The sequence below is a fragment of the Candidatus Nitrosoglobus terrae genome (assembly GCF_002356115.1).
GTDB classification, from domain to species: domain Bacteria; phylum Pseudomonadota; class Gammaproteobacteria; order Nitrosococcales; family Nitrosococcaceae; genus Nitrosoglobus; species Nitrosoglobus terrae.
The window spans coordinates 1,975,329-1,998,454 of record NZ_AP014836.1 but is presented as its reverse complement, the minus strand read 5'-3'; the positions used below and the strand labels follow the sequence as shown (position 1 = coordinate 1,998,454).

At 42.4% G+C, this 23,126-nt stretch carries 22 protein-coding genes, 1 tRNA gene and 1 pseudogene; 17 read left to right on the top strand and 7 right to left on the bottom strand.

Annotated elements, in window-relative coordinates:
* The first annotated feature begins 37 nt into the window (after positions 1–37).
* The 6 genes from atpD to TAO_RS09785 all read left to right on the top strand — a co-directional run bounded on the left by atpD (position 38) and on the right by TAO_RS09785 (position 6,844).
* Entirely contained in the window at positions 38–1,414 is a 1,377-nt protein-coding gene (atpD, locus tag TAO_RS09405) for a F0F1 ATP synthase subunit beta (RefSeq protein ID WP_096527662.1), read from the top strand.
* Positions 1,415–1,438: 24 nt separating this feature from the next.
* Positions 1,439–1,870, top strand: coding sequence for a F0F1 ATP synthase subunit epsilon (locus tag TAO_RS09400; RefSeq protein ID WP_096527661.1), 432 nt, complete (start codon positions 1,439–1,441; stop codon positions 1,868–1,870).
* A gap of 130 nt (positions 1,871–2,000) precedes the next feature.
* Positions 2,001–3,371, top strand: coding sequence for a bifunctional UDP-N-acetylglucosamine diphosphorylase/glucosamine-1-phosphate N-acetyltransferase GlmU (gene glmU, locus TAO_RS09395; RefSeq protein ID WP_096527660.1), 1,371 nt, complete (start codon positions 2,001–2,003; stop codon positions 3,369–3,371).
* Between the two features lie 93 nt (positions 3,372–3,464).
* The gene (gene glmS, locus TAO_RS09390; RefSeq protein WP_096527659.1) at positions 3,465–5,300 is read left to right on the top strand and encodes a glutamine--fructose-6-phosphate transaminase (isomerizing); all 1,836 of its coding nucleotides are present in this window, start codon (positions 3,465–3,467) and stop codon (positions 5,298–5,300) included.
* 320 nt (positions 5,301–5,620) lie between these two features.
* Positions 5,621–5,989, top strand: coding sequence for an SNF2-related protein (locus TAO_RS09790; RefSeq protein ID WP_197702541.1), 369 nt, complete (start codon positions 5,621–5,623; stop codon positions 5,987–5,989).
* A 126-nt stretch (positions 5,990–6,115) separates the two neighbouring features.
* Positions 6,116–6,844: a hypothetical protein gene (locus TAO_RS09785; RefSeq protein WP_197702540.1), complete on the top strand. Its 729-nt coding sequence runs from the start codon at positions 6,116–6,118 to the stop codon at positions 6,842–6,844.
* A gap of 347 nt (positions 6,845–7,191) precedes the next feature.
* Here the strand turns inward: TAO_RS09785 and TAO_RS10185 are convergent, their stop codons facing one another.
* A complete protein-coding gene (locus TAO_RS10185) occupies positions 7,192–7,413 on the bottom strand; it encodes a hypothetical protein (protein WP_456297765.1) in 222 nt (73 codons plus the stop codon).
* A 63-nt stretch (positions 7,414–7,476) separates the two neighbouring features.
* Here TAO_RS10185 and TAO_RS10180 point away from each other — a divergent pair.
* From TAO_RS10180 to gcvT, 3 genes and pseudogenes are all read left to right on the top strand, one after another.
* Positions 7,477–7,524 (top strand): annotated as a pseudogene (locus TAO_RS10180) (hypothetical protein); the annotation flags it as partial.
* Positions 7,525–7,559: 35 nt separating this feature from the next.
* Positions 7,560–7,736, top strand: coding sequence for a zinc ribbon domain-containing protein (locus TAO_RS10105; protein ID WP_269459397.1), 177 nt, complete (start codon positions 7,560–7,562; stop codon positions 7,734–7,736).
* A 154-nt stretch (positions 7,737–7,890) separates the two neighbouring features.
* Complete coding sequence (gene gcvT, locus TAO_RS09370) at positions 7,891–8,985, top strand: glycine cleavage system aminomethyltransferase GcvT (RefSeq protein ID WP_096527657.1); 1,095 nt, start codon at positions 7,891–7,893, stop codon at positions 8,983–8,985.
* Here the strand turns inward: gcvT and argH are convergent.
* Positions 8,975–10,414 carry an argininosuccinate lyase gene (gene argH, locus TAO_RS09365; protein WP_096527656.1) on the bottom strand — a complete coding sequence of 480 codons (1,440 nt, stop codon included), beginning with the start codon at positions 10,412–10,414 and terminating at the stop codon, positions 8,975–8,977. The two genes, gcvT and argH, sit on opposite strands and share 11 nt — an antisense overlap.
* Positions 10,415–10,626: 212 nt before the next feature.
* Here argH and hemC point away from each other — a divergent pair, with 212 nt between their 5' ends.
* From hemC to TAO_RS09345, 4 genes are read left to right on the top strand one after another with little or no spacing between them, the layout of a single operon-like run.
* On the top strand, positions 10,627–11,559 hold the full coding sequence (hemC, locus tag TAO_RS09360; RefSeq protein WP_096527655.1) for a hydroxymethylbilane synthase: 933 nt from the start codon (positions 10,627–10,629) through the stop codon (positions 11,557–11,559).
* Positions 11,552–12,349 carry a uroporphyrinogen-III synthase gene (locus tag TAO_RS09355; protein ID WP_096527654.1) on the top strand — a complete coding sequence of 266 codons (798 nt, stop codon included), beginning with the start codon at positions 11,552–11,554 and terminating at the stop codon, positions 12,347–12,349. The genes hemC and TAO_RS09355 overlap by 8 nt, the downstream gene beginning before the upstream one ends.
* Positions 12,346–13,731 (top strand): uroporphyrinogen-III C-methyltransferase, encoded by a 1,386-nt coding sequence (locus tag TAO_RS09350; protein WP_096527653.1) that lies wholly within the window; start codon positions 12,346–12,348, stop codon positions 13,729–13,731. Before TAO_RS09355 ends, TAO_RS09350 begins: the two co-directional genes overlap by 4 nt.
* Entirely contained in the window at positions 13,728–15,014 is a 1,287-nt protein-coding gene (locus TAO_RS09345) for a heme biosynthesis protein HemY (RefSeq protein ID WP_096527652.1), read from the top strand. The genes TAO_RS09350 and TAO_RS09345 overlap by 4 nt, the downstream gene beginning before the upstream one ends.
* A 116-nt stretch (positions 15,015–15,130) precedes the next feature.
* Here TAO_RS09345 and minE read toward each other — a convergent pair whose 3' ends face one another.
* From minE to hemA, 5 genes are all read right to left on the bottom strand, one after another.
* Positions 15,131–15,424 carry a cell division topological specificity factor MinE gene (gene minE, locus TAO_RS09340; RefSeq protein ID WP_096527651.1) on the bottom strand — a complete coding sequence of 98 codons (294 nt, stop codon included), beginning with the start codon at positions 15,422–15,424 and terminating at the stop codon, positions 15,131–15,133.
* Positions 15,425–15,429: 5 nt separating this feature from the next.
* Entirely contained in the window at positions 15,430–16,233 is an 804-nt protein-coding gene (gene minD / locus TAO_RS09335; protein WP_096527650.1) for a septum site-determining protein MinD, read from the bottom strand.
* Between the two features lie 36 nt (positions 16,234–16,269).
* On the bottom strand, positions 16,270–17,013 hold the full coding sequence (gene minC, locus TAO_RS09330) for a septum site-determining protein MinC (protein ID WP_096527649.1): 744 nt from the start codon (positions 17,011–17,013) through the stop codon (positions 16,270–16,272).
* 132 nt (positions 17,014–17,145) lie between these two features.
* The gene (prfA, locus tag TAO_RS09325) at positions 17,146–18,228 is read right to left on the bottom strand and encodes a peptide chain release factor 1 (protein ID WP_096527648.1); all 1,083 of its coding nucleotides are present in this window, start codon (positions 18,226–18,228) and stop codon (positions 17,146–17,148) included.
* Positions 18,229–18,240: 12 nt separating this feature from the next.
* Entirely contained in the window at positions 18,241–19,503 is a 1,263-nt protein-coding gene (gene hemA / locus TAO_RS09320) for a glutamyl-tRNA reductase (RefSeq protein WP_096527647.1), read from the bottom strand.
* Between the two features lie 254 nt (positions 19,504–19,757).
* Between hemA and TAO_RS09315 the strand changes: the two genes are divergently transcribed.
* From TAO_RS09315 to TAO_RS09300, 4 genes are all read left to right on the top strand, one after another.
* Positions 19,758–21,509, top strand: a complete 1,752-nt coding sequence (locus tag TAO_RS09315) for a tetratricopeptide repeat protein (RefSeq protein ID WP_096527646.1) — start codon at positions 19,758–19,760, stop codon at positions 21,507–21,509.
* Positions 21,506–22,129 (top strand): lipoprotein insertase outer membrane protein LolB, encoded by a 624-nt coding sequence (gene lolB / locus TAO_RS09310; RefSeq protein ID WP_096527645.1) that lies wholly within the window; start codon positions 21,506–21,508, stop codon positions 22,127–22,129. The genes TAO_RS09315 and lolB overlap by 4 nt, the downstream gene beginning before the upstream one ends.
* 12 nt (positions 22,130–22,141) lie before the next feature.
* Positions 22,142–22,984 (top strand): 4-(cytidine 5'-diphospho)-2-C-methyl-D-erythritol kinase, encoded by an 843-nt coding sequence (ispE, locus tag TAO_RS09305; RefSeq protein WP_096527644.1) that lies wholly within the window; start codon positions 22,142–22,144, stop codon positions 22,982–22,984.
* Positions 22,985–23,008: 24 nt separating this feature from the next.
* Positions 23,009–23,083 (top strand) — tRNA-Gln (locus tag TAO_RS09300).
* Positions 23,084–23,126: the final 43 nt, after the last annotated feature.

Genomic DNA, 23,126 nt, shown 5'->3' with positions numbered 1-23,126 from the left:
GAGATATACTAATTATCGCTAAGAGGAAAAATAGATTATGAGCATTGGAAAAACTGTGCAAATCATTGGCGCAGTAATTGATGTGGAATTTCCACGCGAAGCTATACCAAAAGTTCATGATGCCTTGAGTATTGATGAAGTTGGTCTGACTCTAGAAGTACAGCAACAGCTTGGGGATGGGGTAGTACGCACTATTGCAATGGGAAGCTCTGATGGTTTACGCCGTGGAATGGTAGTAACTAGTACTGGATCGCCTATTTCAGTACCTGTTGGAAATAAAACTCTAGGGCGAATAATGGATGTACTTGGTAACCCAGTAGATGGAGTAGGAGTGATTGGAGAGGAGGCACGTTGGCCAATTCACCGAAAAGCGCCTGCTTATGAGGAGCTAGCTCCAGCTACTGAGTTATTAGAAACAGGTATTAAGGTTATTGATTTAGTTTGCCCATTTGCAAAAGGGGGTAAAGTAGGCCTCTTCGGAGGTGCTGGTGTGGGTAAGACGGTTAATATGATGGAGCTTATCCGCAACATTGCTACTGAACATTCTGGGTATTCAGTATTTGCAGGGGTTGGTGAGCGTACTCGAGAAGGTAATGATTTTTATCATGAGATGAAAGAATCCCAAGTATTAGATAAGGTTTCTCTAGTCTATGGGCAGATGAATGAGCCGCCTGGAAATCGCCTAAGAGTTGCATTAACAGGTCTTACTATGGCGGAGTATTTCCGTGAAGAAGGCCGTGATGTATTGTTGTTTATAGATAATATTTACCGTTACACCTTAGCAGGTACAGAGGTTTCTGCACTTCTTGGTAGAATGCCATCTGCGGTGGGTTATCAACCTACACTTGCTGAGGAAATGGGTGTTTTGCAGGAGCGTATTACCTCAACTAAGACAGGATCTATTACCTCTATTCAAGCAGTGTATGTACCTGCAGATGATCTTACTGATCCTTCTCCAGCGACTACCTTTGCTCACTTAGATGCTACAGTAGTGTTGTCCCGTCAGATTGCAGAGCTAGGAATATATCCTGCTGTAGATCCTCTTGATTCTACTAGTCGTCAGCTTGATCCTCTTATTGTTGGGCAGGAGCACTATCAAGTAGCACGGACTGTACAGGGTAATTTGCAAAGATATAAAGAGCTTAAGGATATTATTGCCATCCTTGGCATGGATGAGTTGTCTGAGGAGGATAAACTCATAGTGGCCAGAGCGAGAAAGATCCAACGCTTCCTTTCCCAGCCTTTTTTTGTGGCTGAAGTTTTTACAGGTAGCCCAGGAAAATACGTACCCCTTAAAGAAACAATTCAGAGTTTCAAGGGTATCGTTGAAGGAGAGTATGATCACCTACCAGAGCAAGCTTTCTATATGGTCGGTACTATTGATGAAGCGGTAGAAAAGGCTAAGAAGATCTAGATGAAATATAGGTAGGAGAGAAGAATGGCCGCGGTAATGCAGATTGATATTGTAAGTGCTGAACGGGAGATCTTTTCTGGAACAGCTAGTATGGTATTTGCACCAGCAGAGATGGGAGAAGTAGGTATTATGCCTCAGCATACCCCTCTGCTGACTCGCCTCAAACCCGGAGAAGTCCGTGTTCAGGGCGCTAATGGCCAAGAAGATTTTTTTTATATTTCGGGAGGATTACTCGAGATTCAGCCTTATGTAGTAACAGTATTAGCTGATACTGCACAGCGAGCTGCGGATATTGATGAGGCAGCTGCTTTAGAAGCTAAACAGCGAGCGGAAGATGCACTTAGAGATAAAAAAGGTAAGATGGATTATGCTCGAGCTCAAGCAGAGCTAGCTGAAGCTATTGCCCAGCTTAGGGCTATTGAGAGAATTCGTAAGCAGCTAGGCCATAGAAGGTAGGTAGTTAATTATTATGTTGGATAAAAGGCTGTCAACTGACAGCCTTTTTACTTTTAAGGACTAATTTCTATAAATAAGCTTATTTTTCTTTAAAGTATTAGAAAATATTTTAAGATTTAATGGGGGAATAATGGCTGTTAGCATCATAATTCTTGCCGCAGGACAAGGGACGCGAATGCGTTCTACTTTGCCAAAGGTACTTCATCGGTTAGCAGGGCGACCACTACTTAGCCATGTAATAACAAAGGCGCGTCAGTTAAACCCAGATCAGATTATTATAGTGTATGGCCATGGTGGAGAGACTGTTCCAAAGGCTATCAGTGAGAAAGATATTATTTGGGTACAACAAGAGTTGCAGCTCGGTACAGGGCATGCTGTGGCTCAAGCTTTGCCTTATATAAATCAAAATTCGATGATCTTAGTGCTTTATGGCGATGTTCCCTTGGTTGGGGTTGAGACTCTGCAAGAGCTACTTACGGTAGTGGGTGAGAGAAGAGTGGGGTTAGTTACTGTTGAATTGTCTAATCCGACAGGTTATGGCCGAATTATTAGAGATAAATCTGGAGAGGTTGCTAAGATCGTTGAAGAAGCTGACGCTAACGCAGCTCAACGCGAGGTACGGGAAGTTAATACCGGCATTATGGCTATTGAATCTCATTATTTAGAGCAAATTATCCCTAAAATTAGTAATAATAACGCTCAAGGAGAATACTACCTTACAGACACTATAGAGCAAACTATTATTGAAGGCGGCAGAGTCACTACAGTATCAGTATCAGATTCTATAGAAGTAATGGGTGTGAACGATCGCAAGCAGCTTGCGCATTTAGAACGTACGTATCAAGCACGAGAAGTTACTCGTTTAATGCAAGAGGGCATCAGTTTTAGCGATCCAGAGCGTTTTGATCTACGGGGTGAATTAAAGGCTGGGCAAGATATCTATATTGATGTTAATGTAATTCTTGAAGGTCAAGTAGTGCTTGGGGATAACGTTAAAATTGGACCAAATTGCTATATTCGCGATACAGTATTAGAAGCGGGGGTTGAAGTGTTCGCTAACTGTGTTATTGAGGGGGCTATTGTTGATACCCAGGCTCGAATTGGCCCGTTTGCCCGTATTCGACCTGAAACAGTACTGAGTGAGAAAACTCATATTGGTAATTTTGTAGAAATTAAGAAATCAGCTATTGGCAAAAATTCAAAGATTAACCACCTAAGTTATATTGGTGATGCTACTGTGGGTAAAGAAGTCAATGTTGGCGCTGGTACTATTACCTGTAATTATGATGGCGCTAATAAACATCATACAATCATTGAAGATAATGCTTTCATCGGCTCGGATACTCAGCTAATAGCCCCAGTAAAAATTGGAGTAGGCGCCACTATTGGTGCAGGTAGTACTATTACCCGTGATACTCCGCCAGGAGAGCTAACATTAAGTCGATCATCGCAGCAAACACGTCCTAAATGGAAGCGGCCTACTAAAGATAAAAGAAATTAAGACGCTATAGTGAGTAGCTGCTAGTTTAGAAATAGAGTTTTAAGTAGATAAAAGTTAATCAACTTTATTGATAGCAAAAGAGGAGTAAGGATAATGTGTGGTATCGTCGGGGCAGTTGCGCAGAGAAATGTAGTCCCGATTCTTTTGGAGGGGTTACGGCGTCTAGAATATCGTGGCTACGATTCTGCTGGAATGGTCGTTATTGATGGAGAGAGCGCTGGCTTTCAGCGGGTGCGACGGAAAGGAAAAGTAGCTGAGCTTGAGAAAGGTCTTTTGGATGCAGCACTTAATGGCAATACTGGTATTGCTCATACCCGTTGGGCAACCCATGGGAAGCCAAGTGAGTCTAACGCTCATCCTCATATTTGTCGTCAGACAGTTGCTCTAGTTCACAATGGTATTATTGAAAACTACGAAGAATTAAAATCTCAGCAACAGGTGGCAGGTTTTGAATTTACTTCAGATACAGATACAGAAGTCATTGTTCATCAGATTTACCATTACCTAAATCATCACGATAGCCTTTTAGCCGCGGTTCAACATACGCTTAAGGACCTTAAAGGCGCTTATTCATTAGGTGTAATTTCAGCCAAAGATACTAATCATTTAGTCGCTGCTCGTCGAGGTAGTCCTTTGGTTATTGGGATAGGTATTGGAGAGTACTTTATTGCCTCAGATGTGGCAGCATTGCTTCCAGTAACTCAGCGTTTTATTTTTTTAGAAGAAGGGGATGTCGTAGAGCTGACTCAGGAGCGTATTACTATTTATAACGCTAACGGTCAGATTGTTGACCGGCCAATCCGGGAAAGTGAATTACAGGCAGATGCGGTAGAGAAAGGCCAATTTCGCCATTATATGCTCAAAGAAATTTTTGAGCAGCCAAGGGCAATTAGTGAAACCTTAGAGGGTCGAATTAGCGGCCATCGGGTTTTAGATGAAGCCTTTGGCCCTAAAGCAGCAGAAATATTGGATAACACTCAATCTGTTCTTATATTGGCCTGTGGAACAAGCTACCATGCGGGTATGGTAGGCCGTTACTGGCTGGAATCCATCGCAAATATCCCTTGTCAAGTGGAAATCGCCAGTGAATTTCGATACCGCTCTCCAGTAGTTACCGATCATACTTTGGTAGTCGCTTTATCTCAGTCAGGTGAAACCGCAGATACCATTGCGGCGCTTAAAGAGGCGAAGCGATTAGGGTTTGGTTCCAGCTTAAGTATCTGTAATGTTCCAGAAAGCTCACTGGTACGGGAATCTGATTTAACATTGATAACCCGCGCAGGTCCTGAGATTGGTGTGGCCTCTACTAAAGCTTTTACTACCCAGTTGGTAGCGTTATTATTACTGGTTATTGTTTTAGGGCGCCGACGCAAGCTAACAACGGAAGAAGAAGCCCGCCTTGTATCACACCTCGTTGTGCTACCGGCTCGAGTGGAACAAGCACTGAAATTAAACCCAGCTATCCAAGAGCTTTCTGGGCAGTTTTCAGAGATTCGCAATGCTATATTCTTAGGGCGCGGAGCGCATTACCCCATTGCCATGGAGGGGTCATTAAAGCTTAAAGAAATTTCCTATATTCATGCTGAGGCATATCCCGCTGGAGAGCTTAAGCATGGTCCGCTAGCTTTGATAGATGCAGATATACCTGTAGTTGCTGTGGCACCTAATGATCAGCTGTTGGAGAAATTAAAATCTAATTTACAGGAAGTCCAAGCTCGGGGCGGGCGACTTTATGTATTTGCTGATCATACTGCAAAAGTCAAATCCAGTACCGGGATGAAAGTCTTAGAGATGCTACCTGTAGAAGATGAAACCGCACCTATTGTCCATACAATTCCTTTGCAGTTATTGGCTTATCATGTAGCTATTATTAAGGGAACAGATGTGGATCAACCTCGTAACCTTGCTAAGTCTGTAACTGTGGAATAAAGAATATTTTCTATCTTTATCTGCTGTAGTTGATTATAACTGACTCTATCAAGCTAGGGAAACCAAGTTGCTTGATGCTATTTTTATGTTAGCCGATATACTGGGACACAGTAGTGCATAAAGAGTTCCTACATTGGGATAGTTGTCGGTGCGAGTGCAATGTTGAAAGGTACAAGCGGTAAGTTTGTACAGGTTGCAAAGGCTCCATCACTATGCCGTATCAAAGGGTGTTGCTTGCTGATGAAGTTGGCCTTGGTAAAACCATTGAAGCCGATCTGGTGCTATGCCAATGCTGAGCCGAGGGCAGGCGGAATATTCTCGTGATCAGCCCCGCCTCACTCCGGAAGCAGTGGACACTGGAGCTTTCCGAAAAGTTCAACCTGCCATCCATTGTTCTGGATGCTAAAACCTATAAAGACCAGCAAAAGCTTGGCGTTCCGAGTCCGTTCAGGGACAAGCAAATCATCATTTGTTTCATGCACTTTGCCGCTAGCAAAGCAGAAGAGCTCAAACAAATCAGTTGGGATCTAGCAGTCATTGATGAAGCCCATAAGCTCCGCAACGTTTATCGTGAAAGTAATCGATTAGGCCAGCGTATTCGCTGGGCGACAGAAAATCGTAAAAAACTCCTTCTGACGGCGACACCGCTACAAAATCCCTACTCGAACTCTATGGCCTTTCAACCCTGATCGATGAGCGGCTATTTGGTGATTTAGCATCTTTCAAAACTCAATACATTAGTAATGGCAGGGATATTTCTAGTCTACGAGAACGCTTGGACACGTTCTGCTGGTGTTCGCTACGTAGCCAAGTCAATGAGTTTGTGCATTACACCGAGCGCAAACTTATTACCCGACCGTTCAAGCCTACGGAGGCAAGAGCACCAGCTGTATGAAGCGGTTTCCAGCTATCTCATGCGCGATGACACCTATGGACTTCCATCTGAGCAAAAACACCTGATCATACTGATTGTTCGAAAAGTACTTGCATCCTCACCCCATGCTGTTGCCAGAACATTTGAGGTCATGTGTAATCGCCTACTGAAGCTAAAGAGCGAAGCTAAGGAGAATGCGAACATTTTAGATTTTTTGATTTCCGATGAAGAGATTGATGACGATTGGAAAATGCTCTTGGAGCATTTCGATGAAGATGTACATAACCGCCTAAAAGTGAATCTAGCTAGCACTCAGGCGCAGCTGGATCGTATTGGCTGTTTATTTTGGGCCGTCACTCGGCATATATTGCAAGATCATGCCCATTTTGACGATCAAAGCTTCATGATGCGCCTCGACGATATTGAGAACGCCAATGCCCCGACAGTTGAAAGCTATCTGGCCAAAGTTAAGGTGCTGCGCAAAATTGCCCATAAGCTCATCGACTTTCTGGCCCAGCTTGAGGATTTTCAGAAAAAGCTCTGGCTGAAGAAAAAATTCATTATTGAAACCCACTACTGCATCACCCCCAATCGCATGCCCCAAGCGCTGTACCCGCTAACTGTTAACGAAGCCCAGCTGGCAAGCATGGATAGAGTTATTTGCCATTGATGAAATACAAAGCGATTTAACTAGGCCTGCTCATAGTGATACTTACGCTGGAGTTTTTACAGGCCAATCAAAACCTCGTGCTCGACACCCGTTTTTTTGATGAAGACTTTAAAGCCTAACTACTTGCCAGCATCGATGATTTTGATGAGCAGTGCGATGGTTTGCTCATTCATTCTGGAAACTTTCAGGCATTGAATTTATTGCAGGAGCGGTATAAAGGCAATGTTAGATGTTCTCATATAGACCCACCCTATAACACTGTAACAAGTGGTTTTCTTTATAGAAACACTTACGAACATTCCTCGTGGCTATCAATGATGAATGACCGGATATATTTGACATCATTATTACTGGACAGCAAAGGGGAGTTTAGTTGAATTTAGTGCTGTTTCGCCATAAATTCGCGTTTCGCGTACTGTATCAGCACCGTCTCGACCAGATTGGACAGCGGCCTGTTTTCCCTCTTCGCTAGTGCTTGGAGCTGCTTCTTGAGGTCGGAGTTGATACGGACGTTTAACATTTCTCTTGCCATTTTGCAATCCAATTGTATTACACTGGAAGATTGGCATATCAAAGGGATGTTGAGGAATCGTTGCTTGAGTAAAGCAGTGGCCGATAGTGACTTGTATGAACTGAGAAGACAGCTTGAATATAAAGCTCAATGGACTGGTCGTGAGGTGATTATCGTGGACCGCACTAGCAAAACCTGTAGCGGGTGCGGATTGTATCAGCAGGAGATGCTCTTAAAATACGTGAGTGGCGCTGTCCTGATTGTGGGAAGACACACGATAGGGATATTAACGCGGCTAAAAATTTGATGTTTGATACAGCGGGGAGCGCCGGAACTGATAAAGCGCGTGGAGCGGTAAAGACTCCAAGAGCTGCGGCCTAGCTGCCGCTCAAGGACTGCTAAGAAACGCGAATTCTCTAGACTAGCAAGGCGAAGATGGACTAAGCCGCAGCTAGTCATGGCGAAACTCCAAACAGTATAATGGTAATAGCTTTGAATGATTTACTAAATAATATACTAGGAAGGAGGATTGGCAGTGGGAAAACGTACACCGTTATTTGATCTACATCGCGCATCGGGTGCTCGGATAGTCGATTTTTCTGGCTGGGAGATGCCTCTGCATTATGGATCCCAAGTGACTGAGCATCATCAAGTGCGCCAAAATGCTGGAATATTTGATGTCTCTCATATGGCAATTATTGATTTTAAGGGCGAGCAGGTGCGGCCTTTTTTACGCCAGCTGCTGGCAAATAACGTAGATCGCTTAACTATCCTGGGTGCTGCGCTTTATGGTTGCATGCTTAATGAGCGTGGAGGGGTGATTGATGATCTTATTGTTTACTTCATAGCTGAGCAGGAATTCCGCATAGTATCTAATGCTGGCACTCGGGATAAGAATTTAGCTTGGATCAAATCTCATGCCACTCCCTTTAAGGTACAGATTGAAGAGCGCCCTGATTTGGCCATGATTGCAATACAAGGGCCAGAGGCACGAGCTAAGGTTCATGAACAGTTACCGGCAGATTTAAAGGAAAAAGCGGTAAATCTTAAACGGTTTCACGCTATTTGGAAAGATAATTTGTTTATTGCCCGCACTGGCTACACCGGAGAAGATGGATATGAGCTGCTATTACCGGGGGTAGTCGCTCAAGATTGGTGGCAGCATATGGTAAATAACACTGTAGCGCCCTGTGGTCTTGGAGCGCGGGATACTTTGAGATTAGAAGCGGGAATGTCCCTTTATGGCACGGATATGAATGAAGAGACGACTCCCTTGGAGTCAGGGCTGGGCTGGACAGTGGCTTTAGCGCCAGCCGATCGAAATTTTATAGGCCGTCACGCCCTAGAAACTGCGGCAAAACATCTCTCCCGTCAACAAGTAGGATTACTACTGCAGGGTAAAGGGCTATTGCGTAATGGGCAGCTTGTTAATACCAATTTAGGTGAAGGGGTAGTCACAAGTGGTGGATTTTCTCCAAGTTTAGATAGATCCATCGCACTTGCTCAAGTACCTATTGGTGCTAGTAGCTGTGAGGTTTTGATTAGAGATCGAGCTGTACCTGCTATTATTGTTAAGCCACCGTTTGTTCGTAATGGTCGCTCCTGTCTTCCTGAAGAACTTATAGGCTAAGCAGTACACTTGGCTGATTAAGTTGATATTCTTCTATAGCATTTAATTTCTTATGTGCTCGTTTTATAGCCTCTTGTACTTGAGTAGGGGCTGTTCCTCCCAAATGATTTCTTGCCATTACTGAACCCTCTAGAGTTAGGATTTTAAAAACATCTTCGTCAATAACTGGGGTAAGATCTTGGAAGGTTTTTAAACTAAGAGCTGATAGATCTTTTTCTTGATCAATAGCAAGGGCTACGGCCTTTCCTACTATTTCATGGGCATCTCGAAATGAAACTCCTTTGCGTACTAGATAGTCTGCAAAGTCAGTGGCAGTAGCGTAACCTTTAGTAGCGGCTTCGCGCATTTTGGTAGGGTTAGTTTTAATTGCGGGAATCATATCGATAAAAGCTCGCAAACATCCAAGAAGGGTGTCAATAGTGTCGAATACAGGCTCCTTATCTTCCTGATTATCCTTATTGTAGGCCAAGGGTTGCCCTTTCATGAGTGTTAAAAGGCTGATTAAATGGCCATTAACTCGACCTGTTTTTCCTCTTACCAATTCTGGAACATCAGGATTTTTCTTCTGCGGCATAATAGAGGAACCAGTACAAAAGCGATCTGGTAAGGTAATAAAATCAAATTGAGCTGAGGACCATAGTATTAATTCTTCCGAAAAACGAGATAGGTGAGTCATTAGAAGTGCGCCCGCAGCGGCAAATTCAATAGCAAAATCTCGATCAGAAACGGCATCTAATGAGTTTTCCGCAACTTCATTAAACCCTAGCAGCTCAGCGGTATAAGCACGATCGATTGGAAAAGTAGTTCCAGCTAGCGCAGCTGCCCCTAAGGGTGAGACATTAACCCGGCGGCGACAATCAGTAAATCGTTCAGCGTCCCTTGTTAGCATCTCAAACCAAGCCATAAGATGATGGCCAAAAGTAACGGGTTGTGCTGTTTGTAAGTGAGTGAATCCGGGCATAATTGTTGTCGCTTCACGCTCAGCTAAAGTGAGCAAGGATCTTTGCAGATGGAGCAGTTGAGAGTTAATAGTATCTATAGCATCTCGTAAGTATAAACGGATATCAGTAGCGACTTGATCGTTTCTGGAGCGACCGGTATGAAGTTTTTTTCCTACTGGGCCAATACGCTTAATCAGTGCAGATTCAATATTCATATGCACATCTTCAAGAGCTACGGACCAAGAGAAATTCCCATGATCAATATCTTGTGCAATTGTTTTTAGACCTGTCACAATAGCATCACGCTCTTCTGTAGAGAGTACCTCTACTTTAGCTAGCATATGTGCATGGGCAATAGATCCTAAAATATCCTGTTGGTACAGCCGATGGTCAAAATTAATAGAGGCAGTAAACTTTTCAACAAAGGAATCGGTAGACTCTTTAAAGCGGCCAGACCACGGTTTATCATAGACAGTGTTATGATTCATAAGATAATACTCTTTGTGTGCTGAAGTGGAAAAGTAAATGACTACAATAGAGGTGTTTTTCAGGGATTTTATGAGCAGTCTTGCTGAAAAAAGCTTAAGCTTTACTTAGTAGCCTAATTTTAGGTTTAAGGTTTTATTGATTAAGCTTTTTAATGCCATTATTGATTTTATTTTAATTCTCTAAGCTAGTATGAAATAGTGTTTATTTTATTATGAGTACAAAGACTTGTCTCCGTATTGCCACCCGTAAAAGCCTTCTTGCCTTATGGCAGGCTGAATATGTGGCTAATTCATTATGCCAGCTATATCCTGGCTTGCGCATAGAATTTATTCGCATGAGTACACAAGGGGATAAAATTTTAGATACGCCTCTGGCTAAGGTAGGGGGTAAAGGGCTATTTGTTAAGGAATTGGAGCAAGGCTTACTCAATGGAGAAGCGGATATTGCCGTTCACTCTATGAAAGATGTGCCGGTAGTCTTACCTGATGATCTTCATATAGCAGTCATTTGCCAGCGAGAAGATCCTAGAGATGCTTTTGTTTCAAACCATTGGCAGCAATTTAATGGCTTACCACAAGGGGCTCGGGTGGGGACTTCTAGCTTACGTCGACAAAGCCAGATATATGAACATCGTCCTGATTTTCAGATACTAGATCTACGCGGTAATGTAAATACCCGCTTATCTAAGCTAGATAATAATGAATTTGATGCCATAATTTTAGCAGCAGCAGGCTTAAAGCGCTTAGGTTTAGCTGATCGTATCCAAGAGATATTAATGCCTGAGATGAGTCTTCCTGCTATTGGACAGGGAGCTATTGGGATTGAATGCCGAAAAAATGATATCGCCATAGAACAACTGATAACACCACTGGAACATATTCCAACCCGGATTACAGTTTCCGCCGAACGAGCATTAAATGAACGGCTTGCCGGTGGCTGTCAAGTTCCTATCGCGGGTTATGCTGAAATTGACGGCAAGCAATTACGGCTACGAGCCTTAGTAGGGCAGCCGAATGGGAGTAAAGTTATCCGAGGAGAAGTGTGGGGAACATTTGAAGAAGCAAGAAATTTAGGTATATCCTTGGCTGAGGATTTGCTACAACGAGGGGCGGATAAAATCTTGGCAGAGGTCTATAGTGACTAAAAAAGAGATTCTACTTGGAAGGCGGCTTTGTGGCTTACGGGTATTAGTGACTCGACCAGAGAAGCAGGCTAAAAAGCTATGTCAGCTCATTGAGGCTGAGGGAGGGCAAGCTTTACGTTTTCCAACAATAGAGATCTCTGATCCTGAGGATTTTTCTACAGTAGATGAAATTATTCGCCGCTTAGATGGTTTTCATTGGGCTATATTTGTAAGTATTAATGCGGTTGAACAAGGGTTGCAGCGCATATTTTCTCAAAGGGATCTGCCTAAGAATTTAAACATTGCGGTGATAGGGCAAGGTACAGCCCAAGCTTTAGCAGCTTTTAGGCTATATCCTCATCTTTGCCCTACTTCTGGCTATGATAGTGAGGCATTGCTAGCGATGGAGAAATGGCAGCATATGGAGGGAGAACAAGTTGTTATTTTCCGCGGTAATGGAGGACGAGAACTTTTGGCAGAAACATTGATTCAGCGAGGTGCTCAAGTTAGATATGCAGAGGTGTACCGTCGCTGCCTGCCTTCTCCAGCAGCGGTAGCTGATTTTCATCAAAATCTACTCGATAGTCCTGTAGATATAGCTGTGACTACGAGTAAAACTATTTTAGAGAATCTTTGCTGTCTCCTTGATGATTCTTTACTAGAGAAGCTTTATGTGACTCCTCTGGTAGTTATTGGTACTCGACAAGTGCAGCGAGCAAAAGAGCTTGGATTTACTCAAGTTTGGATGGCACAAGAACCCACTGATACTGCTCTTGTAGAAGCTATGATTAAACATGAGGATAGACTATGAGCGATAAAGAAGAAAATTCTCTAGAGCCTCAAGATACAAAAACGGCATATCGAAATGAAGGGAAAAATAAAGCCATATCATTGGCAAAGCTAACATTTAATAAAACTGATGCGCCTATAGTAGAGGAAAGCGACTTACCAGCCTCGAAATCAGAGTCAGAAATACCAAAAACAGAGTCAGCAGGGGATAATAATTCTATGGAGGAAGATATTTCTTTTCCAAAGGCTCCACGTGTTAGATATACGAAGCAACCGGCACTTGGAGGAATGCCTTCAGGTCGAGGTAAATTTTTCCTATGGTTTGCAATTTTAATATTAGCTATTGCTTTAATTTTAGTAGCTGCTGGTGGGGCTTACTATGCGCAATCTTTCGCTCAAAAAGAGCAAGGAGCGAGAGAAGCTTTATCCAAGGAATTACTTGATCAGGTTAATAAGCAAATAAAACAACGTATAACCACTGAAGTAGAAGCGCATTTATCGAAAAAGGAAGATTTAATTCAGCAAGAGGTTACCCATCTAAAAGATGAATCTACTAAAACTAGCGCCAGCCTTAAAATAATTCGGGAGGAAGTAGCCGCCTTAGAATCTAATTTACGTGCTATTCGCAAGGAGCCAGGAAAAACTTCGAAATCGGAAGATTGGGATATCGCTGAAGCTGCCTACCTTCTTCGTATTGCAAACGAACGATTGCATTTGGAGGAGGATGTAAAAACGGCTATAACTGCTTTACAAATGGCTGATCAAATTATTCATCATGCATCAGATCCGGCTTTAATTTCAGTACGAGCTACGCTAACGGAGGAGATTAATGCCTTAAAAGCAATCCCTATCCCTGATATAGATGGTATGGTTTTATCTCTCAATAGCCTTATCGGGCGGGTGAAAGAGCTAAAGCTTAAAGAAATAATTCTAGATCAATCAGCACCTAAATCAACGACTGATAAGGATCGGACTGCAAAATCAGATAGTAATGATTATGCTGGGAAAGCTAAGGAGTTTTTATACACTATTTGGAGTGATCTTCAGCATTTAGTGGTGGTAAAGCAGCGAGATAAAAAGGAAGGAGGAGCGCTAATATTGTTGCCAAAGGAGCGGTACTTTCTCTATCAAAATTTACGATTTGAATTGGAGATAGCTCGGCTGAGCTTGCTACAGAAAAACGAGGGTGGTTTTCGACAGAGTCTTAGGCAAGCTAAAAATTGGTTACAGGATTACTTCCAAGGAGCTGAATCTGAGGCTATGGGAAATACCCTCACGAAGCTAGAAAAGATAGTGATAAAACCTCCATTACCCGATATCTCTCAATCCTTAAAAATACTCAATGATTTACGGAGTCAGACTGGAATACAGCCTACTATAGATCACAAAGGAGGCGAGGCGTGAAAACAGTCATTTTTGCCTTGATGGCTCTAATCTTGGGCGTGAGTTTAGGTCTGATCGCTCGTGATGATCCCGGCTATATTATTGTGGGATATGGCCAATGGATGATGGAGATGACCCTAGTTTTAGCCGCAATCATGTTAGGATTAGTGTTTACTGGCGGATATTTTCTCTTACGTTTAATTGCTCAGACATGGCATGTGCCTCAGCGGCTAGGAGAACTGCGGCAGCGGTGGCGGGCTACTCGTGCAGATAAATTATTGATTGAAGGTTTAATTGATCTAGAAGAAGGGAATTGGAAGCGAGCGGAGCATACCTTAGTTAAGGATATTACTTATAGTAGTGCCCCAATATTTAATTATATTACTGCTGCTCGTGCTGCCCAAAATCAAGGAGCTTATGAACGGCGGGATCGTTATCTAAGCTTAGCTCGGGAAACTGCGCCTATTGCTAATTTTGCCATTGAGCTTGCTCAGGCAGAACTGCAAATCAATAGCGATCAGTTTGATCAGGCACTAGCTACGCTTAATCATTTAAGAGCAATAGATCCAAGACATCCTCAGCCGCTTAAACTGCTTAAATCTCTTTATTTGCAGCAGCAAGATTGGGGACAGCTACTTAGATTACTGCCTGAGTTACGTAAGAGACATTTAGTAGATCAGGAAGAATCCCAGTCATTAGAAGTAATGGCGCATGTTGAACTCTTACAGGAAGCAGTACGTAGTGGAAGCGGCGTATATTTAGCAGAGGAGTGGAAATCAATCCCCGTCAATCTGCAAAAACACCCACAAATTGTAGCTGCTTATGTTTATGCACTACTTGACCGAGGCGATCAAGGTTTAGTGGAACCGATTCTCCAAGAGGCCTTGAACAAGAATTGGAGTGATGAGCTAATTTATCTTTATGGTATTATTCAATCAGATGATCAAACAACCCAGTTAGCATGGGCGGAGGCTTGGGTCTCTGAATATGGAAATAATCCGTGGCTACTGCTCACCCTTGGACGAATAGCTAAACATAACAGCTTATGGGGAAAAGCACGGCAGTATTTAGAGACTAGCATTACTTATGCTCCAAGACCTGAGACTTATCATGATCTGGGTGAAGTTTTTGAAAAAATGGGGGATTTAGACGCAGCCCTTAAATGTTATAACAAAGGGCTATCGATGAGCACTGGTGGTGCTATTAGAGAATCAGCTAAACTTATTTTACCCAATGTAGTTGCTCAAAAAACCTCTCTCTCTACAGTAAAATCTCCATCACAGATAATAGGGCCTACTGTTTAATTAATTTTAGTAAAAATTTTATGTATGATTAAATTTAAAGAGGGGCTGAGGGCATATAAAAAAGAATCCATCTATAGAAAGAATTTATACAACGCAGATGCTGGAAGCTAAATATATCATTGCTCAGAAGCTTGTTGGGTGTAGTGTTCTGAAAAATAATCAACATCAGGTAGCTGGATATTCAGGGCAAGTATATCCATATCTCCATCTTGCTCCATTTGAATTTTGACCTGATCTTCATCAACCGCTATATATCGCCGGATGACTTCAAGGATATCTCGCTTTAACCTAGGAAGATAAGAAGGGCTATCTCGATCTATCCGCTCATGGGCAATAACAATTTGTAATCGTTCTTTAGCAGTGCGTGCTGAATTGCTCCGTGCTATTCGAAAATAGTTAATCCAACTCATTTTATTTATCCGAAAATTCGTTTGAATAAGGGCTTACGTTTGATAAAACGATGTGGAATATCTTCACCTAAAAATCGGCATACTATATCCCAGTAAGCCTGTCCGGCATCGGTAGTCTCGTCCATAATTACGGGTATTCCTGCATTAGAGGCTTGTAAAACTGCTTTAGATTCAGGAATAACGCCTAGCATGGGGATTGCGAGAATATCAAGTATATCATCAACACTTAACATATCGCCGCGATCGACCAGTTCAGGATTATAGCGACTGATAATTAGGTGTTCTTTCATCGGCTCTGATCCCCGCTCAGCTCGTTGAGATTGGCTTTGAATAATACCAAGAATTCGATCAGAGTCTCGTACTGAAGAAATTTCTGGATTGGTTACTACAAGTGCTTCATCTGCAAAATAGAGCGCTATAAATGCGCCATGCTCGATACCCGCCGGTGAGTCGCAGATGATATATTCAAAACCTAAGCTCTGTAGCTCAGCTAAAACCTCCGCTACTCCCTCTCGGGTAAGAGATTCTTTATTGCGGGTTTGAGAGGCAGGGAGTATATGAAGATCTTCAATGCGTTTGTCCCTAATCAATGCTTGACTAAGCTGTGCCTCGTGATTAATAACATTGATAAAATCGTAGACTACGCGTCTTTCACATCCCATAATAAGATCAAGATTACGTAACCCCACATCAAAATCAATAACTGCAGTCTTATAGCCTTGCATGGCCAGCCCCATGGAAAATGCGGCACTTGTGGTGGTCTTACCTACACCACCTTTTCCGGATGTGACGACGATTATCTTAGTCACTGTTGATCTCCCTAACCTGTGGATCTGTATTGTAGATTATAGTGCTGAAACCATTAAATGATCTCCCTGTAGATAGATCTGAACAGGACGGCTCTTTAGCGTGGGTTCTATATCGTTTATTACTTTATAATTCCCAGCAATAGCTATTAATTCTGCTTCTAAGCTTTGGCAAAAGATTCGCACTTTTCTATCTCCATGAATACCTGCTAGCGCGCGCCCTCGCAAAGGGCCATAAATATGGATGCTTCCATCTGCTAATAATTCTGAACCTGGGCTGGCCTGCGCTAGTAGTATAAGATCACAGTTTTGGGCATAAATTTGCTGTCCTGAGCGTACCGGGCGCGTAATTATTATACTCTTGTGAGGGGAGTATGGATCAGTATGATCAATATTGATCTGAAAGGGTTGATGTTTAGCGTTATTCTGTTTTTCAGAGAAGGTATCCTCGATAGGCTCACTTCTAAGTAACGCTAGTCCTGCTTGAGCAGCGGCAATCTGATTTTTAGATCGAGCATTACGTACGCCTACAGGCACTAAACCATGTTCAATAAGCACAGCCTTAAGCGCGTTAAAGTCGATTAAGCTCTCCCTATTATTTAAATTTTTAAGATCTATGATAATAGGCGTACTAGAAAAGAATCCGGGCGCAGTTCTAATTTTGGCAATAAGCTCGTGCGTTATATGTTCTATGTCTGTATCTTGTAATTGAAGTACGCTTAGTGTAAAAAGCTCACCTTTTAGCTCAAAAGCGCGCTTTGAATTAAAAGCTAGGGGTGGCATAGAGCGGTATTTCGCCTGAGAGCTACTTTAAGATTGAAGGCCAGTAGAAATTAAATTAAAAGACTGGCTTTTTATACAGAGATAACCATAGAAAGGCAAGAATAAAAAACAAAGTTTTGGTGTTTTTATCTCCTAATTACTTAATGCAGCTAATTGATCAGCTTGATATTCAGCAATTAATGGGTTAATAATCCCGTCAAGGTGGCCTTCTAGGATTTCATCCAGCTTATAAAGCGTTAAATTAATCCTATGATCTGTTACCCGTCCTTGGGGAAAATTATAAGTACGAATTCGTTCTGATCGATCGCCGCTGCCAATGAGGCTGCGGCGGGTTGCAGTTTCTTGGGCTATGAGTTTTTCTTCTTCTTTTGCTTTTATCTTAGCTCTTAATAAAGCCATTGCTCGAGCGCGATTCTTATGCTGAGAGCGCTCATCTTGGCACTCTACTACAATGCCAGTAGGAATATGGGTGATTCGGATAGCTGAGTCAGTTTTGTTGACATGTTGTCCACCGGCACCAGAAGCGCGAAAAGTATCGACACGTAAATCTGAAGGATTCACGTTAATATCATCGACTTCTTCAGCTTCCGGCATAATGGCAATAGTGCAAGCTGAAGTATGGATTCGTCCTTGAGATTCTGTTTGTGGAACCCGTTGTACGCGATGGCCTCCGGATTCAAATTTTAGCCGCGAGTAGGCGCCTTCACCGATAATTCTTACGATAATTTCTTTATAGCCGCCATACTCTCCGGGGCTATTGCTTATGATTTCTGTTCCCCATTTTCGTTGTTCAGCATAGCGCAGGTACATACGCAACAGATTATTTACAAACAATGCGGCTTCATCTCCACCAGTTCCTGCTCGAATCTCTAAAAAAATGTTACGCTCATCATTAGGATCTGAGGGTAATAGGAGCGTCTGCAACTCCCGATCAAGTTGCTCGAGTCTTTTCTCTGCTGCGTTAATTTCCTCTTGGGCTAAAGCTCTAAGCTCCGGATCCTGATCTTTAAGAATCGCTCCAGCTTCATTGAGCGCATTTTGAGTCTTTTCAAAATTCTGAAAGCAATTAATAACAGGATCAATCTGGGCATATTCTTTGGAGAGCTCACGAAATCGCTTCTGTTCGTTAGCGATTTCTGGATCAGCTAGCAGGGCAGCTAATTCTTGCTGTCTTTCAGCTAGGCTTTTTAGCTTATTTTGGATAGAGTCCTTCATGGACAGATCTTTTTAAACTTTAAAATGGTTAATATCAAAGATTTTAAGCGCTGCTTCTAAAGCGGTTTTATCTCCAGTAGCACTCAGGGTACGTAGTTGTCTACTGGGGATATGTAATAATTTATTGGTTAAATTATGCGCCAATATGGCTAAGATTTCATTAGGATCATCTCCACTAGCCATACGGCGGCGGGCTTTCTCCAATGCATCTTTGCATAGCTGGTTAGCTTGATCCCGAACGGCACAGATAATAGGTATAGCATTCTGAGCGCGAATCCATTCCATAAAATTTTCTACCTGAGCATCAATAATTTCCTCAGCTTGTTTAGCGGCTTCTTGGCGAGACTGAAGACTTTCTTGAACTACCTCCTGTAAATCATCCACATTATAGAGATAGATATCTTGTAACTCTCCCACTTCAGGCTCAATATCCCTAGGGACAGCGATATCTACCATAAATATAGGGCGACGTTTGCGGATTCGTAAGGCTCGCTCAACGGCACCTTTACCTAAGATGGGTAGCTGGCTTGCGGTGGAGGAGATGACAATATCCGCCTCTGGTAAATGTTTGGGCATCTCTGCAAGAGGAATAGCATAGCCATTAAATTGGCTAGCTAACTGATGGGCTTTTTCAAGGCTTCGGTTAGCGACAATAATACGCCCTATACCATTGGTAAATAGATGACGTGCAGCTAGCTCGATAGTTTCACCAGCACCAATGAGGAAAGCAGTTGTAGCCTCTAGGTTACCAAAAATTTGTTTAGCTAGGCTGACTGCAGCAAAGGCTATTGATACCGGGCTAGTACCAATAGCAGTATCAGTGCGAATCTGTTTAGCTACATAAAAGGTATGCTGGAATAAACGGCCTAATATCCGACCAACAGTTCCGGCTTCCAAAGCATAATGATAAGCTGTTTTGATCTGGCCTAAAATCTGTGGTTCTCCAAGGATCATGGAATCCAAGCCACTGGCTACCCGTAGCAAATGGCGTACCGCAAGCTGATCAGGATGAGTATAAAGACAAGATTTTAGAGTTTTTGGCTCTATATGATGATATTGGCGTAACCATTCAATAATGATTTCTTCCCGCCCGGGCATACAGCCACAGTAGAGTTCCGTTCGATTGCAGGTAGAGAGAATAGCAGCCTCTTTAGCGTCACTATGGTGCACTAACTCTGCTAGCGCCGAAGGTAGATTTTCTGGTGTAAACGTGATCTGTTCTCGGACAGCTACCGATGCAGTTTTATGGTTAACACCAAGGGCAAGCAATTGCATAGAGAAAAAGAAAAACTATTTTAAACTAATACGCTAATTCTAAGAATAAGTTTTGTCGTTTAAGATTTAACTATCGATGTGGATAAATGTGTTTTTAGGGATTTATCTCTAAGTTAATCTAATAATATCTTAAAATAAGAACTTTAAGCTTAAACATATAAAAATATTATATAGATTAATCCTGTATACTACCAAAAAAAGCGTATTATTTGCCCCTGTTAAAGGATGGTTTTTAGAAGTAATGGAGATTATAGATGAAGCAGGCCCCTTTTCAATTAGCTGCTGGGCTGGTATTGCTCTTACTATTAGCAAGCTGCGCTACATCAAGAACCCGCTTAGGGGCTACTGTAAAAACGGAAGAAAACACCTCTATAGTACAGCCAGAAAAAACGGTAGTATCTGAGATAAAATACCCCTCTGTTGAGCTAACCCCCGATCTACTTTACCAATTACTCTCTGCTGAGGTTGCAGGTCAGAGAGGACAGGTTGGTTATGCTATGAGAAGTTATCTATCAGCAGCAGAGAGAACTCGAGATCCGCGACTTGCTGAACGATCAACCCGTATTGCTCTTTTTGCTCGAGATATAAATTACGCTACCCGATCCTCTCAATTATGGGTGGAAACTAATCCAGATAATGAGGATGCGCAACAAGTTTTAATTTCTATGCTTTTAGGGCAGCAAAGATATGAGGAGGCTGAAAGTTACCTAGAGCAATTAGTGGTGCATAGCCCAGAACCAAAAGATCAAGTCTTTTTAAAGGTAGCTGGGTTACTGGCTAGAAGTACTAATCCGGGGATGGCGCTGGTATTAATGGGTAACCTTAAAGCTTTTCAAGCTAAGGATCCAGATGCACTCTATGGGTATGCCTTTCTTGCCTCACATTTAAATCAATCAGATGTTGCTTTGCAAACAGTCAATCAGATTATCTCACAGTACCCAGAGTTAGATAAGCCAATTATTTTGCGAAGCCGTATACTTCAGCAACAGGGGAAAAAAGAGGCCGCTCTTGCTTCATTAAAAGCAGCGATAAATAAGGGAAAGGCAACCTTTCCTTTACGTTTAGCTTATGGGCAAATGCTGATAGAGACTGAGCATATATCTAAAGCCCGATCTTTATTTAAACAATTAGAGCAGAAACATCCTGAAAACCTAGATGTTTTGATGACTCAAGGGGTTTTGGCTGCAGATCAATTGAAATATAAGGAAGCAGAAGATTATTTTCAGCGTTTACTTAAACTAGATAAGAATGCGGATCAAGCTCGGTTTTATCTAGGGCGTTTAGCGGAGCTGCAGGGCCATCCTCAGGCAGCGATTAGTTGGTACTCATCAATTACTAAAGGTTCATTAGCAGTTGACTCTCAGATCCAACAAGCTGTGTTGCTAGCTCAGCTAAATCGTATGCAAGAGGCGCGGCGACATCTGCAGGCGCTTAGCGAGCGCTTTCCTGATCAAGCAGTACGTTTTCAGCTCGTAGAAGGAGAAATGCTAGCTGATGCAGGTAATTATAAAGAGGCGATGGCTTATTATGATCAAATTCTAAAAGATAGGATAAATGATATTAATTTGCTCTATGCTCGCGCTATAGTGGCTGAAAAGCTAGGACGAGTAGATGTTGCCGAGCAAGATTTACATCGAATCATCAAAATAAGCCCTAATAATGTAGAAGCACTTAATGCGCTGGGCTATATTTTAGCAGAGCGAACTAATCGGTTTGATGAGGCGTTTGACTATATTTCAAGAGCAATGAAATTACAGCCTGATAATGCTTTTATTTTAGATAGTATGGGTTGGCTGCAGTATCGCTTAGGGAATTATGATCAAGCAGAGGAATACCTGCTTAAAGCAATGAAAATTCATAAAGATCCTGAAATTGCAGCGCATTTAGGAGAAGCGTTATGGCAAAAGGGCGATAAATCAGGTGCTCGAAAAGTATGGCAGCGTTCTCTTAAAGAAAATAAAGATAATAAGGTGCTCTTAGAAGTTATGCAGCGTTTTCAAAAATGAAAAGATATAGAAAACCGCTTTCAATAATTATAGTCACGTTTATTACTATATTGGTTGCTGGTTGTATCCAGTTTGGTCGTCCCTCCCCTAAGCCGCCCTCAGATCCTAAGCTAGCATGGCAAGAGCGTCAGCTTGCTTTGCAAAGAATCAAGAACTGGGAGTTAAAAGGGCGTTTAGCGGTTAATGTTGCTCAAGATTCGTGGACAGGCAGTGTACATTGGGAGCAAAAGGAGGATAAGTTTGATATTTTTTGGTTCTTCCCTTTTGGACAGGGTACTATAGAGCTAAAAGGTGCTCCTGAATTAGTGACTATGCGGCTACCTAGGGAGGAGCCAGTAACGGCTACTTCGGCTGAAGAGCTGCTTGAGATTCGCCTAGGGTGGTCGCTCCCTGTAACGGGTTTACGCTATTGGTTGTTAGGATTACCAACACCAGAGTTACCTATTACGGAGCAAGTTTTAGATCCTTGGGGACGTTTGCAACGCTTATCTCAAGGGGGGTGGGTAATTCGTTACTTAAATTATAAATTAATTCATGACAATTATCTTCCAGGTAAAGTTTTTCTAGATAATCCAAAAGTTAGGATGCGGCTCGTCATTGATCGATGGAAATCAAATTAACATAGCTATTTTATGTTCGCTTGGCCCGCCCCTGCTAAATTAAACTTATTTCTTCATGTTGTGGGTCGACGTAAGGATGGTTATCATTTGCTTCAAACAGCCTTTCAGTTTATTAATTATTGCGATTGGTTAGAATTTATACCTCGTCCAGATGGTCGTATCGTACACCTATCTCCGCTATCTGGCGTGTTGATAGAAAAAGATTTAATATATCGAGCTGCAAAGCTTTTGCAACAGAAAACTGATTGCAAGCAAGGGGTAGAGATTCGTGTTTATAAACGTCTCCCGTTGGGAGGGGGGCTTGGGGGTGGAAGCTCTGATGCAGCGACCACCTTAATGGCTTTAAATTATTTATGGGCAGTAAAGTTATCTATAGTACAATTAGCTCAGTTGGGATTGGAACTAGGCGCTGATGTGCCAGTATTTATTTATGGCCAAGCGGCTTGGGCAGAAGGTGTGGGTGAGCAGTTACAACCGCTTGAGCTAACAGAACCGTGGTATTTAGTGATTACTCCGCCTATCCAAGTAGCTACTGGCGAAATATTTATGGCACCTGAGTTGACAAGAGATCGTAAGCCTATAAAAATAAGCAATTTCCTTGAAGGTGAAGGAGGAAATATGCTTGAGCCGGTAGTTTTCCGCCGATACCCAATCATTAGTGAGGCTATTGATTGGTTATCGCAATTTTCTCCAGCTAGAATGACGGGTACAGGCAGTAGTATATTTGCAGCATTTAATGAGAGACAGCAAGCCTTAGAGGTATTAGGTCAAATACCCTCTAATTTACAGGGTGTTGTTGCTAAAGGCTGTAATAGATCCCCATTATTACCTTACCTTAAGGAAGTAAATTTTTAGCAAAACATTATAGTGATGAGTTATTGGGGTGTCGCCAAGTGGTAAGGCACGGGGTTTTGATCCCCGCATTCCCAGGTTCGAATCCTGGCACCCCAGCCATTTCTTTCGTAATAGGTTAGTATCTCTTTCTCTTTTCTGAGAG

What these genes read in the sequence shown, in the direction of transcription:
- atpD (WP_096527662.1), top strand. Translation starts at nt 38, where the DNA reads ATGAGCATTGGAAAAACTGTGCAAATCATTGGCGCAGTAATTGATGTG.
- TAO_RS09400 (WP_096527661.1), top strand. Translation starts at nt 1,439, where the DNA reads ATGGCCGCGGTAATGCAGATTGATATTGTAAGTGCTGAACGGGAGATC.
- glmU (WP_096527660.1), top strand. Translation starts at nt 2,001, where the DNA reads ATGGCTGTTAGCATCATAATTCTTGCCGCAGGACAAGGGACGCGAATG.
- glmS (WP_096527659.1), top strand. Translation starts at nt 3,465, where the DNA reads ATGTGTGGTATCGTCGGGGCAGTTGCGCAGAGAAATGTAGTCCCGATT.
- TAO_RS09785 (WP_197702540.1), top strand. Translation starts at nt 6,116, where the DNA reads ATGAGTTTGTGCATTACACCGAGCGCAAACTTATTACCCGACCGTTCA.
- TAO_RS10185 (WP_456297765.1), bottom strand. Translation starts at nt 7,413, where the DNA reads ATGCCAATCTTCCAGTGTAATACAATTGGATTGCAAAATGGCAAGAGA.
- argH (WP_096527656.1), bottom strand. Translation starts at nt 10,414, where the DNA reads ATGAATCATAACACTGTCTATGATAAACCGTGGTCTGGCCGCTTTAAA.
- hemC (WP_096527655.1), top strand. Translation starts at nt 10,627, where the DNA reads ATGAGTACAAAGACTTGTCTCCGTATTGCCACCCGTAAAAGCCTTCTT.
- TAO_RS09350 (WP_096527653.1), top strand. Translation starts at nt 12,346, where the DNA reads ATGAGCGATAAAGAAGAAAATTCTCTAGAGCCTCAAGATACAAAAACG.
- minE (WP_096527651.1), bottom strand. Translation starts at nt 15,424, where the DNA reads ATGAGTTGGATTAACTATTTTCGAATAGCACGGAGCAATTCAGCACGC.
- minC (WP_096527649.1), bottom strand. Translation starts at nt 17,013, where the DNA reads ATGCCACCCCTAGCTTTTAATTCAAAGCGCGCTTTTGAGCTAAAAGGT.
- prfA (WP_096527648.1), bottom strand. Translation starts at nt 18,228, where the DNA reads ATGAAGGACTCTATCCAAAATAAGCTAAAAAGCCTAGCTGAAAGACAG.
- hemA (WP_096527647.1), bottom strand. Translation starts at nt 19,503, where the DNA reads ATGCAATTGCTTGCCCTTGGTGTTAACCATAAAACTGCATCGGTAGCT.
- TAO_RS09315 (WP_096527646.1), top strand. Translation starts at nt 19,758, where the DNA reads ATGAAGCAGGCCCCTTTTCAATTAGCTGCTGGGCTGGTATTGCTCTTA.
- lolB (WP_096527645.1), top strand. Translation starts at nt 21,506, where the DNA reads ATGAAAAGATATAGAAAACCGCTTTCAATAATTATAGTCACGTTTATT.
- ispE (WP_096527644.1), top strand. Translation starts at nt 22,142, where the DNA reads ATGTTCGCTTGGCCCGCCCCTGCTAAATTAAACTTATTTCTTCATGTT.